Annotated in this window: 10 protein-coding genes and 1 pseudogene; 6 read left to right on the forward strand and 5 right to left on the reverse strand. The window is 72.7% G+C overall.

Going from position 1 to position 12,452, the window contains the following annotated elements; genetic code table 11:
* The first annotated feature begins 9 nt into the window (after positions 1 to 9).
* Together NBM05_RS05475 and NBM05_RS05480 are read left to right on the forward strand one after the other, a co-directional pair.
* Positions 10 to 933: a phosphoribosylaminoimidazolesuccinocarboxamide synthase gene (locus tag NBM05_RS05475; RefSeq protein ID WP_254165718.1), complete on the forward strand. Its 924-nt coding sequence runs from the start codon at positions 10 to 12 to the stop codon at positions 931 to 933.
* A gap of 66 nt (positions 934 to 999) precedes the next feature.
* A complete protein-coding gene (locus tag NBM05_RS05480) occupies positions 1,000 to 2,235 on the forward strand; it encodes a glucose-1-phosphate adenylyltransferase family protein (RefSeq protein ID WP_254165719.1) in 1,236 nt (411 codons plus the stop codon).
* A 99-nt stretch (positions 2,236 to 2,334) separates the two neighbouring features.
* Here NBM05_RS05480 and NBM05_RS05485 read toward each other — a convergent pair whose 3' ends face one another.
* Positions 2,335 to 3,060, reverse strand: coding sequence for a FadR/GntR family transcriptional regulator (locus NBM05_RS05485; RefSeq protein WP_254165720.1), 726 nt, complete (start codon positions 3,058 to 3,060; stop codon positions 2,335 to 2,337).
* Between the two features lies 1 nt (position 3,061).
* The gene (locus tag NBM05_RS05490) at positions 3,062 to 4,732 is read right to left on the reverse strand and encodes an L-lactate permease (protein WP_254165721.1); all 1,671 of its coding nucleotides are present in this window, start codon (positions 4,730 to 4,732) and stop codon (positions 3,062 to 3,064) included.
* Positions 4,733 to 5,133: 401 nt separating this feature from the next.
* Between NBM05_RS05490 and NBM05_RS05495 the strand changes: the two genes are divergently transcribed.
* From NBM05_RS05495 to NBM05_RS05510, 4 genes and pseudogenes are all read left to right on the forward strand, one after another.
* A complete protein-coding gene (locus NBM05_RS05495; RefSeq protein WP_254165722.1) occupies positions 5,134 to 5,934 on the forward strand; it encodes a (Fe-S)-binding protein in 801 nt (266 codons plus the stop codon).
* 2 nt (positions 5,935 to 5,936) lie between these two features.
* A pseudogene (locus NBM05_RS05500) lies at positions 5,937 to 7,499 on the forward strand (lactate utilization protein B); the annotation flags it as partial.
* Between the two features lie 416 nt (positions 7,500 to 7,915).
* On the forward strand, positions 7,916 to 8,578 hold the full coding sequence (locus tag NBM05_RS05505) for a LutC/YkgG family protein (protein ID WP_254165723.1): 663 nt from the start codon (positions 7,916 to 7,918) through the stop codon (positions 8,576 to 8,578).
* A gap of 239 nt (positions 8,579 to 8,817) precedes the next feature.
* Positions 8,818 to 9,489, forward strand: a complete 672-nt coding sequence (locus NBM05_RS05510; RefSeq protein ID WP_254165725.1) for an HNH endonuclease family protein — start codon at positions 8,818 to 8,820, stop codon at positions 9,487 to 9,489.
* Between the two features lie 252 nt (positions 9,490 to 9,741).
* Here the strand turns inward: NBM05_RS05510 and NBM05_RS05515 are convergent, their stop codons facing one another.
* The 3 genes from NBM05_RS05515 to NBM05_RS05530 all read right to left on the reverse strand — a co-directional run.
* The gene (locus NBM05_RS05515) at positions 9,742 to 11,043 is read right to left on the reverse strand and encodes an Nramp family divalent metal transporter (RefSeq protein ID WP_254165727.1); all 1,302 of its coding nucleotides are present in this window, start codon (positions 11,041 to 11,043) and stop codon (positions 9,742 to 9,744) included.
* A 151-nt stretch (positions 11,044 to 11,194) separates the two neighbouring features.
* The gene (gene udk / locus NBM05_RS05520; protein WP_254165729.1) at positions 11,195 to 11,839 is read right to left on the reverse strand and encodes a uridine kinase; all 645 of its coding nucleotides are present in this window, start codon (positions 11,837 to 11,839) and stop codon (positions 11,195 to 11,197) included.
* A 279-nt stretch (positions 11,840 to 12,118) separates the two neighbouring features.
* A partial coding sequence (locus NBM05_RS05530) for an oxidoreductase dimerization domain-containing protein (RefSeq protein ID WP_507237314.1) occupies positions 12,119 to 12,452 on the reverse strand: 334 nt, incomplete at its 5' end.

Here is a 12,452-nt window from a genome sequence, read left to right on the forward strand (position 1 = left end):
CCACCACCCATGTCCCACGAACCGGTCGAGATCCCTGGCTGGCAGCACATCTACTCCGGGAAGGTGCGGGACCTGTACGTCCCCGCCCAGGGGTGGGACGTCTCCGGGTCCTCCCTGGCGGACAACGCGGAGGTCAGGGCCGGCTCGGTCATGGTGGTCGCCTCCGACAGGATCAGCGCCTTCGACCACGTGCTGCCGAGCCTCATCCCGGACAAGGGCAAGATCCTCACCCAGCTGAGCCTGTGGTGGTTCGACCAGCTCCGGGGCATCCCCAACCACGTGCTCTCGACCGACGTGCCGGAGGTCGTGGCCGGGCGGGCCATGATCTGCAAGTCGCTGTCGATGTTCCCGGTGGAGTGCATCGCCCGCGGGTACCTGACCGGCTCGGGGCTCGCCGAGTACCGGCGCTCGGGCAGCGTGTGCGGCGTCGAGCTGCCGGACGGGCTGGTGGACGGCTCGCGCCTCGAGGCGCCGATCTTCACCCCCACCGGCAAGGCCGAGGTGGGCGAGCACGACGAGGCCATCACGTTCCAGGAGATGAGCGAGGCGGTGGGCCGCTCGATGGGCGAGCGGCTGCGCGAGCTGACCCTGCAGATCTACTCGACCGCCGAGGCCGTGGCCCGCGAGCGGGGGATCATCCTGGCGGACACCAAGGTCGAGTTCGGGCTCGACTCCTACCGCGGCGAGGTGACCCTCGGCGACGAGGTGCTGACCCCCGACTCCTCGCGGTTCTGGGACGGCCGGGCCTGGGAGCCGGGCCGGGCCCAGGCGAGCTTCGACAAGCAGTACGTGCGCGACTGGCTGACCTCGGACGCCTCCGGGTGGGACCGGGCGGGCGCCCCGCCGGAGCTGCCGGGCGACGTCGTAGAGCGCACCCGGGAGCGCTACGTCGAGGCCTACGAGCGGCTGACCGGGACCGAGTTCACAGCCTGAGGGCCCGGCCTTCCGCATGACCGCCGTCCGGAGCCGGGCGCGGAGACCGACGCCGAGGAGGGCGCCATGTCAGACCCGTTCCCGCAGGACGACGGGCATCGCACCGTCGCGCTCGTGCTCGCGGGCGGCCGGGGCAGCCGGCTCTCGCCGCTGACCGACGCCCGCTCCAAGCCCGCGGTCCCGGTCGCGGGCAGCTACCGGCTGATCGACGTCGTGCTCTCCAACCTGGTGCACTCCGGGCTGCGGGATGTGTGGGTCGTGGAGCAGTACCGGCCCTTCACCCTCAACCGGCACCTGGCCGGCGGGCGGCCGTGGGACCTCGACGGCACGCGGCACGGGCTGCAGATCCTCCCGCCCTCCGAGGGGCGCCCGGAGGAGGGGTTCGCGGCCGGCAACGGCCACGCCCTCTACCAGCAGATGGCCGTCCTGGAGGCCTTCGGGGCGCGGGAGGTGGTGGTGCTGAGCGCCGATCACCTCTACCAGCTCGACCTGCGGCCCGTGCTCGAGCAGCACCGGGAGCGCGGCTCGGAGCTGACCGTGGTCACCACCGAGGTGGACGAGGACCCCTCCCGCTACGGCGTCGTGCGGGTGGGCGAGGCGGGCGAGGTCACCCACTACGACTACAAGCCCGAGAACCCCGCGGGGAACCTGGTGGCCACGGAGATCTTCGTCTACGACGTCGCGGCCCTGAGCGCCGTCATGGAGCGCCTGGTCCGGCGCTGGGAGACCGAGGGCGACGCCGGCGAGCCCGATCCCGAGGACGGCGACCCCGGCGGGGACGCGACCGAGGACGAGGGGACCTCCCTGGGCGACTACGGCGAGTCGATCGTCCCCGACTTCGTCCGCCGCGGCCGGGTGCACGAGTACCGGCTGGAGGGGTACTGGCGGGACATCGGCACGGTGGACGCGTACTTCCGCGCCCACATGGACCTGCTCGAGGGCGGCGGGCTCCCGCTGGAGAACCCCGAGTGGCCGATGATCTCCAACAACGCCCCCGCGGCGCCCGCCCGGATCGAGGCGGGCTCGGAGGTCTCGGGCTCCCTGGTGTGCGCCGGGGCGCGGGTCCGCGGGGCCGTGGAGCACAGCGTGATCGGGCCGGGCGTGGTGGTCGAGCGCGGGGCGCGGGTCTCGCGCTCGGTCCTGCTGGGGGACACGCGGGTGCCGTCCGGGGCGGTGCTGGAGTCGGTGATCGCCGACGTCGGGGCCCCCGTGCCGGAGGGACGCACCGGGCGCACCCGCCCCGGGCCCGGGAACATCACGGTGCTGGCGGCGACCGGCGGCGGGGCCGACACGGAGGAGTAAGGAGGGGCCGCCCTGGCCGGGGCGCCTCGGACGCGGGCTCGGCGAGGGGCCGCATGGCGCGGGCTCGGCCCGGCGAGGGCGCCCCGGGCGTGGCCCGGCTCAGCCGTGCGGGAAGGCCGTCTCGTGGAACCAGCGGATGTGCTCGGCCACCGCGCGGGAGGCGGCGTCGGCGTCGTGCCCGCGGACGGCCGCCAGGATGTCCCGGTGCTGGGCCTGAAGGCGAGCGCGCACCGCGGGCCAGTCGGGCAGGCCCCGCACGCCCTCCTGGACGTAGCCGACCGTGGCCTGGCGGAGGGACTCGAGGATCGTGCCCACCACGACGTTGCCGCCCAGCTCGCTCAGCATCACGTGGAAGCGGGCGTCGAGCTCGTGGAAGCGCTCGTCGGGGAGGCCCGGGTCGTCGAGCTCGTCGAGGATGCGGCCGGCCCGGTCCAGGACGGCCTCGGCGCGCTCGCCGGACCAGGCCGCGGCGGCCGCGGCGGCGTCGGACTCCAGGAGCACGCGGGTCGAGACCATGTCCGCCACGGGCAGGAAGCGGGAGGCCAGGTGCATCCGCAGCCCCCAGCCCAGCGCCGCGGAGGGCTCGGAGATCACGACGGCGCCCGCGGCCGGCCCCGAGCCGACCCCGGAGCGCACCAGCCCCATCGCGTCCAGCACGCGGATGGCCTCCCGGACCGAGGTGCGGGAGATCCCGAACTCCTCGGCCAGCGCCCGCTCGGAGGGCAGCCGGTCGCCCACGCTCAGGTCCCCCGAGCGGAGGCGAGTCTCGATGGCGCTCAGCACCACCTCGTACGTCTTGTTGCCGATGACGGCGCTCTTTCCCACATTAGGGAATCATCCACGCCAGCACGGTGGACTGCAAGAAGACCAGGGCGCAGATGATCAGCAGCAGCCCGAGGCTCCACGGCAGGACCCGCTTGAAGATCTCCGACTCCTGCCCCTCCATCCGGACCGCGGTCGCGGCGATCGCCAGCGACTGCGGCGAGATCATCTTGCCCACGACGCCGCCCGAGGTGTTGGCCGCGAGCAGCAGGTTCGGGTCGATGCCCGCGTTGGTCGCCGCGGTGTGCTGGAGGTTGGAGAACAGCGCGTTGGCCGAGGTGTCCGACCCGGTGACGGCGGTGCCGAGCCAGCCGAGGACGGGGGAGAGGAACGCGAAGACCCCGCCGAGGGAGGCAAGGTAGACCCCGACGCTCACGGTCTGGCCGGAGAAGTTCATGACGTAGGCCAGGGCCAGCACCGCGACGATCGTCAGCGCGGCCCAGCGCATCCGGTGGGCGCACACCCAGATCTGCGCGAGCGCCGTCGGGATCCCGAGCCGGTAGCGCCCGCCCTCGCTGAAGAGCGTGTAGGCGACCGCCACGATCAGCCCGGCCGCGAACAGCATGGTGCCCGGGCTGGACAGCCACGAGAAGGTGTAGGTGGCCCCGGCGATGGGCGTGCCCTCCGCGGTGACGATCCGCTCCGAGATCACGGGCCAGGGCACCTTGAGGTCGGTGGCCGCGAGCGCCCGGGGCACGTCCGCCCCGAGGGTCCAGAGCTTGCCGACCGCGAAGACGCCGACGACGACCAGATAGGGCAGCAGCGCCATCCACACCCGGACCGGCCGGAGCGGCTCCCCGGCCTCTGCCTCGCCCACCGGGAGGCCGAGCCGCTCCTTGAAGCGCCGCGCCCCGCGGGGCCGCCACGCCTTGAGCAGCAGGACCGCCGCGCCCAGGGAGACCAGGCAGGCCACGATGTCGGTGAGCTCGTAGGAGAAGTGCGTGGCCGACCACCACTGCGCGACCCCGAAGGAGACGCCGATGACCAGCGCGGCCAGCCACGCGTCCCGAAGCCCGCGGACCCCGTCCAGGATCCACAGCAGGATGAAGGGCACCAGGACCGCGACGAACGGCGCCTGGTGCCCCACGATCGCGCCGATGTGCGCCGGGTCCTCCCCGGTCAGGGTCCCGGCCGTGGTGATGGGGATGGCCAGCGCGCCGAAGGCCACCGGCGCGGTGTTGGCCAGCAGCACGGTGACCGCGGCCCGCAGCGGCTTGACGCCCAAGGCCATGATCATCGTCGCGGTAATGGCCACGGGCGCGCCGAAGCCGGCCAGGGCCTCGAGCAGGCCGCCGAAGCAGAAGGCGATGAGGATCGCCTGGATGCGCAGGTCCCCTCCGCCGATCCGGTCGAAGGTGCGCCGCAGGTCCTCGAAGCGGCCCGAGCGCACGGTCAGCTCGTAGAACCACAGCGCCATGACGATGATCCAGACGATGGGGAACGCCCCGAAGGCCGCCCCCTGGGTCCCCGAGAGCAGGGCCAGCTCGAGCGGCATGCCGAACGCCAGCCAGGCCACGAGCACCGCGGCGGTCAGGGCGGCGAGGGCGGAGGTGTGGGCGCGGGCCTTCACGGCCAGCAGCATGACGAAGAACGTCACGAGGGGGATCAGGGCCACGAGGGCCGAGAGGCCCGCGGATCCGCCCACGGCGTCGGTGGTGGCGGTGAAGAGGTCCACGCGCGCTCCTTTCGGGTGCCGCCGGGCGCGGGGAGCGCGCATCGGCGGTGATGCGGGTAATGTGGTCGGACCACAACGGAATCCGAAGATGTGAGGTACAATACATCATGTGGTCGGACCACACGATACCCGTGCGATGCGGCATGCGGAACCCGGTCTTTCCGGGCCTCTGCGAATCCGCGACGCTCTGCGGACCCCACGGATCCGGCCGCTCATTAGATCAGAAACTTATGCGCTAAATGAGGATGAAAAATCGCGAGCTGGGTGAAACTCGCGACGCGAGATGATTCCGAAACAACGACCGGTCCTCACTACAGTGGAAGGGGAACGTCGGCCTCTTCCGGCCCCGGATCCCGTCCCGGACCGGACCGCACGCCCTCGGACCCGAAGAACGGAGACCCATGCGGATCGCACTCTTCTCGACCTGCATCGTCGACGCGATGTACCCCCGCGTCGCCCGCGCCACCGTGGAGATCCTGGAGCGCCTCGGCCACGAGGTGATCTTCCCGCCCGGCCAGACCTGCTGCTCCCAGATGCACGTCAACAGCGGCTACTTCGAGGACGCCTACCCGATCGTGCGGAACCACGTGGAGGCCTTCTCGGAGTGGGACTACGACGTCGCCGTCGCGCCCTCCGGGTCCTGCGTCGCCTCGCTGGGGCACCAGCAGCCGATGATCGCGCGCCGCGCGGGCGACGAGCCGACGGCGCGGGCCGCCGAGGACGTCGCGGGCCGGACCTTCGAGCTCTCCCGCCTGCTGATCGACGTCCTGGGGGTCGCCGACGCCGCCCGGCAGCTCGGCTCGTACTTCCCGCACCGGGTCACCTACCACGCGAGCTGCCACGGCATGCGGCTGCTGGGTCTCGGCACGCGGCAGCCGGATCTGATCCGCACCGTCGAGGGGATCGAGTTCGCCGAGCTGCCCGACGTCGACCAGTGCTGCGGCTTCGGCGGCACGTTCTCCTTCAAGAACGCCGACACCTCGGGCGCCATGACCGCGGACAAGGTCGCGAACATCGAGTCGACCGGGGCCTCGCTGTGCACCGGGGGCGACGTCTCCTGCCTCATGAACATCGGCGGCGCCCTCAGCCGCACGGGCTCCGCGGTGCGGACCGTGCACTTCGCCGAGATCCTCGCCAGCACCCGCGAGAACCCGCTCGAGGTCCCGGAGCCCGGGGCCGTCGTCGTCACGGAAGGGAAGTGACCATGTCCGTCACCCAGCTCGGCATGCCCCGGGTCCACCACGGCAGCGGCAACATCGTCGCCCGGGAGCCGTTCCCCGACTTCGCCCGCCGGGAGCTGAGGAACGAGCAGCTGCGGGCCAACCTCGGGTTCGCGACCCACACCATCCGGTCCAAGCGGGCCAGCGTCGTTGGGGAGCTGCCCGACTGGCAGGAGCTGCGCACCGCCGGCTCCGAGATCAAGCAGCGGGTCATGGCCCGGCTGCCCGAGCTGCTGGAGCAGTTCGAGGAGAACGTCACCGCCCGCGGCGGGCACGTGCACTGGGCGCGCGACGCCGGGGAGGCCAACCGGATCGCGCTGGACCTCATCCGGGCCGAGGGCGCCGAGGAGGTCATCAAGATCAAGTCGATGGCCACCCAGGAGACCGGGCTCAACGAGTACCTCGAGGAGCACGGGATCGGGGCGGTGGAGACGGACCTGGCCGAGGAGATCGTGCAGATGGGCGAGGACAAGCCCTCGCACATCCTGGTGCCCGCGATCCACCGCAACCGCACGGAGATCCGGGACATCTTCCTGAACCGGATGCCCGGCGTCGACCTCGGGCTGACCGACGACCCGCCGGCCCTGGCCGACGCCTCGCGCCGGCACCTGCGGGAGAAGTTCTTCCGCACCGGCGTCGCGATCTCCGGGGCCAACTTCGGGGTGGCCGAGACCGGGACGCTCGCCGTGGTCGAGTCGGAGGGCAACGGGCGGATGTGCCTGACCCTGCCGGATACCCTGATCACGTTCATGGGGATCGAGAAGCTGGTGCCGAGCTTCGAGGACCTCGAGGTGTTCTTCCAGCTGCTGCCGCGCTCCTCCACGGGGGAGCGGATGAACCCCTACACCTCGCTGTGGTCGGGGGCGACGCCGGGGGACGGGCCGCAGAACCTGCACGTCATCCTGATGGACAACGGGCGCACGGCGGCGCTCGCCGACGAGGTGGGGCGGCAGGCGCTGCACTGCATCCGCTGCTCGGCGTGCATGAACGTGTGCCCGGTGTACGAGCGCGCGGGCGGGCACGCCTACGGCTCGACCTACCCCGGGCCCATCGGGGCCATCCTCTCGCCGCTGCTGACCGGCGTCGAGGACCACGCCAACAACTCCCTGCCCTACGCCTCCTCGCTGTGCGGGGCCTGCTACGAGGCGTGCCCGGTCAAGATCAACATCCCGGAGGTCCTGGTGCACCTGCGCGGCAAGGACGTCGACGCGCGGCACGGCAGGGGCGAGTCCGGCACCCGGCGGAAGGCGCCCGACCAGATGGACGCCCTGATGGCCGGGGCCAAGGCCGTGTTCAGCAACGCGAAGCTGCTGAGCCTGGCCGAGCGGGGGCTGCCCGTCGGGCGGCTCGCCGCCGGGCGGAAGCACCGGATCTCCAAGCTGCCCGGGATCGCGGGCGGCTGGACCGAGTACCGGGACGTGCCCGAGCCGCCGTCGCAGTCCTTCCGCCACTGGTGGCGCAAGAACCGGCGCAACGGCGCCGCGCGGCGCCCGGCGGGGGAGCGGGCCGACGTCGAGGCCCTACTGGCGGCCAACGCCGGGTTGGCGGAGAGCCTCCACGGGCGCTTCGCGGCGGAGTCCGAGGAGCGGCAACGGGCCGCCGACCGGGCCGCCCTCGAGGCGAAGGCCGAGGAGAAGCAGGAGGTCCAGGAGGGCGTCTCACGGGAACTGGCGGAGGGCGAGGGTCCGCGGGACACCGAGGCCGGCCGCACCGCGCCGGAGCGGCCGAAGCCCGACGTCGGGAAGCTCGCTCGGGCCGGGGCCGAAGCCGGGGATGGGGCTACGGCCGGGGCCGAGACCGGGGCTGGCGAGGACGGACCGGGCACCGGTTCGGGCGGTGGTCACGGCTCGGGCGGCGGCCACGGCTCGGGCGGCGGTCCCGACCTGAGCGACCAGGGACCGGGCCGCACGGACCCCGAGCCGACCGGCAATGCGCCGCTGGAGAACGAGGAGGAGCGCTGAGCATGACGAACGCCAAGGACGAGATCCTGCGCAGGGTGCGGGCGGCACTGGCCGACGGGCCCGAGGCGCCCGAGCCCGCCCGCGCGTACCGCCGTTCCTCGGACCGGCCGCTCGGGGACGTCCTCGAGATGCTCGTGGACCGCCTCGAGGACTACAAGGCGGTCGTGCACCGGGAGGACGCGGGGAGCATCGCGGGGAGGATCGAGCAGCTGCTGGGCCGCTCGAGCCGATACGTGATCCCGACCGGGCTGGACCAGGAGTGGCTGCCGCCGGACAGCGCCGCCCGGGTGCGCATGGTCGACTCGGGGCACGCGCGCCGGGTGGGGGCCCTGACGGTCCGCGAGCTCGACGCCGTCGACGCGGTCGTGACCTCCTCGACCGTCTCCTGCGCGGAGACCGGCACCATCTTCCTCAACGCGCGGCCGGACGAGGGCCGCCGGGCGATCACGCTGGTGCCCGACCACCACATCTGCGTGGTGCCGGTCTCCCGCGTGGTGGAGCTGGTCCCGGAGGCCATGGGCCGGGTGGATCCCGAACGGCCGATCACCATGATCTCCGGCCCCTCGGCCACCTCGGACATCGAGCTGCAGCGGGTGGAAGGCGTGCACGGGCCGCGCCGGCTCGACGTCGTCCTCCTGGACGACGCGGAGGCCGCGCGCGGCTGACGCAGTCCACAACCATCCCCTGATCCACCCCTCGCACGGACCTCTCCACAACGGTGGCTCCACACGGCAGCTCGAGTGCCGCGCGCCCCGCCCGCCGTGTCATCATCCGGGGCATGGGGAAGAGGACGACGCCGCTCGGGCGGCTGGGCATTCGCGGCGAGGGCCGCGCGCCGTCGCGGTGGGCAGCCGCCCGCGGGGGATGGGCGCCGCGCACGGGCTCACCGGGACCGCCGCGGTGGGTGCCTCCGCTGCTGCTGCTGGCGATCCTGCTGATCGCGGCGGCATCGGCGTGGCGGGCCTGCGGCGAGGGCCGGGCGCCCGGCCGCTCGGGCGGCGTCGTGCTGTCCCAGCAGACCGCCGAGCGGCTGGCCGGCATCCCCGTCCGGCCGAAGGGCGGGCCCGCCTACAGCCGCGAGGAGTTCGGTCCCGCGTGGGCCGACGCCGACCGCAACGGCTGCGACACCCGCAACGACGTCCTCGCCCGGGACCTCCTGGAGGTGACGCGCGCACCCGGGGAGCGCTGCGAGGTGGCCGGGGGAGTCCTGGAGGACCCGTACACCGGGCGGCGCATCGACTTCGAGCGGGGGAGGACCTCGCGGGAGGTGCACATCGACCACGTGGTGGCCCTCTCCGACGCCTGGGCGTCCGGGGCGCACGGCTGGGACCGGCCGGCGCGGCAGGCCATGGCCAACGACCCCGCGAACCTGCTCGCGGTGGAGGGCCGCGCGAACACGGACAAGGGGGCCTCCGACGCCGCGGGCTGGCTGCCACCGCGCCGGGAGTACCGCTGCGACTACGTCGGGCGGCAGATCCTGGTCAAGGCGACCTACGGGCTGAGCGTCACCGTGGCGGAACGCGAGGCGATGCTGGGGTCCCTGGCCGCGTGCCCCGGATTCGAGCTCGGGGGATGAGGCGGATGGCGCTGCACGGAAGACGCGGAGCCGCAGACGCAGAGAGGGCGCGGCCCGCATGCGCGGGCCGCGCCCTCTCCAACAGGTGCGGTGTCGTCAGCAACTATACAGGTCTTGGAGGCAAACGCTCAGGTTTCCCGGGAAAGGGGCCGCGTGGCATCCGACGCGTCGTCCTCCGGTCCGGAGTCCTTCGACCTCGGCACGTCAGCCTCCGGACCCTCGGCCTCAGGCTCCTCACGCTCCTCAGGCCCCTCAGCCCCCGAGCACGCCCACCACCGCGTCCCACACCTGGTAGATGCCCAGGACGCCGAACAGGACGGCGCAGACCGCGAGGCAGAGGTTGGTGAACCAGCCGTTGCGCCACCGCTTCGGCACCCGGCGGGTGTTGAGGATCCACAGCAGCGTGACCGCCAGGAACGGCATGAACAGCGCCCCCAGGACGCCGTAGAGCAGGATCAGGAAGATGGGCCGGTCCAGGAGGAGCAGCAGCATCGGCGGGAAGGTGATCCACAGGAGGAAGAACTTGAAGTACTTGCCCCCGGTCACCGTGTCCGGGTGCCCCGCGGGCTTCTTGCGCACGTTGCCCCAGAAGTCGGCGAACATCAGTGAGACGCCCGACCACACGCCGATCACCGAGGAGAACGACGCCGCCCAGAACCCGATCAGGAAGGTGTGGCCGATGACGGTCCCGTAGCGCTCGTCCAGCACGGCCGAGAGGTCCAGCAGCCCGCGGTCCCCGGCGGAGACCGCCAGCCCGGCGGAGTAAAGGACCTCGACGCCGAGGATCAGGGTCGCGATGACGAAGAGCCCGGACATGATGTAGGCGACCGTGTTGTCCAGCTGCATCACGCGCATGAACTTCGGCCGGTCCCAGCCCTTCTCCCGCAGCCAGTAGCCGTAGGCGGCCAGGGTGATGGTGCCGCCGACGCCGCCGGCCAGCGCCAGCGTGTAGGTCAGCCCGCCGCTGGGGATCCACGGGATCAGGCCGGTCAGGGCCTCGGGGATGTTGGGCACGGTGTAGATCGCGAGCCCGACGATGACCAGGAACATCAGCCCGATCATGATCGCCGAGACCTTCTCGACCACGTGGTACTTGCCCAGCCACACCATGCCGAAGCCCAGCAGGCCCATGACGATCGCCCAGGCCCACAGGGGGAGGACGGGGAAGAGCACGGCGAGCGGCATCGCGGAGGCGCTCATCGCCGTCGCCCCGTACACGAAGCCCCAGATCATGATGTAGGGGCCGAAGTAGACGGACGTCCAGCGGCCCAGGGAGCGCCAGCCCTCGAAGATGGTGCGGCCCGTGGCCAGCGTGTAGCGGCCGGCGCCCTCGACCAGGACGATCTTCATGAGCACGCCGACGAAGACGGCCCACAGCAGGGCGTAGCCGAAGCGCGAGCCGGCCACGAGGGTGGCCACGAGGTCGGCGGCGCCGATGCCGGTTGCGGCCACCACGAGCCCGGGCCCGACGATCTTGTACCCCTTGGTCGAGGCCACCTCCTCGTCCGGGTCGACCAGGGGTGGCGGAAAGCGGGTGTCTTGGGCGAGCGGCATGGCGGTGGGTTACCTCATCGTCATCGGGGCGCGACGCCGGCGTCACGCGGGCCTGCGGGCGGGAACGGACCTCAGCCTACCCGACGTGACCTCCGCCACGAAAAGAGACGGAGGCCCTCCGGGACCCGCGGACGTGCGGCGCGCCCGCGGGTCAGGACCCCGCTCGAGGCGCGGGGTCGAGGGCGCCGTCGAGCTGGCGCTGGACGCGGTGCACCAGCATGTCCAGGGCGACCAGGTTGCCGCCGCCCTCCGGGATGATGAGGTCGGCGCGGCGCTTGGAGGGCTCGACGTGCAGCTCGTGCATGGGCTTGACCGTCTGCAGGTACTGGGCCTCCACGGACTCGACCGAGCGCCCGCGCTCCAGGACGTCCCGCTTGATGCGGCGGAGGATGCGCACGTCGGCGTCGGTGTCCACGAAGAGCTTGATGTCGCACCGGGAGCAGATCTCCTCCTCGGCGAAGATCAGGATGCCCTCGACGATGACGATCGGCTGCGGCTCGATGAGCTCGGTGCGCTCCGAGCGATTGTGGTCGCTGTAGTCGTAGATCGGGCACTCGATGGCCTCGCCGCCGATGAGCCGGTCCAGCTGCTCGGTCAGCAGACCGTTGTCGAAGGCCTCCGGCGCGTCGTAGTTGAGGTCGCAGCGCTCGGCGTAGGTCAGCTCGTCGCGGCGCCGGTAGTAGTTGTCGTGGTAGACCACGGCGACCCGGCCGTCGAAGGAGCTGACCAGCTCGCGGGTCAGGGTCGTCTTGCCCGACCCGGTCCCGCCGGCGATCCCGATGACGAGCGGCTTCATGGGGTCCTCCTGGAGGGGGCGGGGCGGCGGGGATTCGCCTACATTCTGCCGCACCCCGCCGCCCGGCCCAAGGCGAGGGGGTCCCGAGTGGCCAAGACCACCGGGACCCGCGGCCGCGAGTCCGCCGCGAGCGGCATGCCACCCGGTCCGGGCCCGCCGAGGACCGTCCCATCCTCGGAGCCGCCCCACCGCGGACCCGGATCACTCCACGACAGGCTGCCCGGCCCGGACCGCCCGGCCCACCCCACCACAGGCCGCCCGGCCCGGGCCGACCCGCCCTCAGGCCCGCTGCGGCTCGGCGTCGAGCAGGCGCAGCCAGATCTCGCTGGCCGTGGGGTAGCTGGGCACCGCGTGGCGCAGGGTCGCCAGGGTCAGCCGCCCCGCGATCGCGACCGTCGCCGAGTGCAGGAGCTCGGCCGTGCCCGGGCCCACGAAGCTCGCGCCGAGCAGCTCGCCGCTCGCGGCGTCGACCACCAGCCGTGCCGTCCCCGCGGCGTCGTCCCGGAGCAGGGCCGCGCCGGCCGCCGAGGCGTAGTCGGCGTCGTGGAGCACGACGTCGAGCCCCTCCTCCCGCGCCGCGGCGGCCGTCCGCCCCACCCAGCTGACCTGCGGG

The organism is Rothia santali, from assembly GCF_024199905.1.
Lineage (GTDB): Bacteria > Actinomycetota > Actinomycetes > Actinomycetales > Micrococcaceae > Rothia > Rothia santali.

Coding starts and splice junctions, on each gene's coding strand:
- NBM05_RS05475 (WP_254165718.1), top strand. CDS start 10: ATGTCCCACGAACCGGTCGAGATCCCTGGCTGGCAGCACATCTACTCC.
- NBM05_RS05480 (WP_254165719.1), top strand. CDS start 1,000: ATGTCAGACCCGTTCCCGCAGGACGACGGGCATCGCACCGTCGCGCTC.
- NBM05_RS05495 (WP_254165722.1), top strand. CDS start 5,134: ATGCGGATCGCACTCTTCTCGACCTGCATCGTCGACGCGATGTACCCC.
- NBM05_RS05505 (WP_254165723.1), top strand. CDS start 7,916: ATGACGAACGCCAAGGACGAGATCCTGCGCAGGGTGCGGGCGGCACTG.
- NBM05_RS05515 (WP_254165727.1), bottom strand. CDS start 11,043: ATGCCGCTCGCCCAAGACACCCGCTTTCCGCCACCCCTGGTCGACCCG.
- udk (WP_254165729.1), bottom strand. CDS start 11,839: ATGAAGCCGCTCGTCATCGGGATCGCCGGCGGGACCGGGTCGGGCAAG.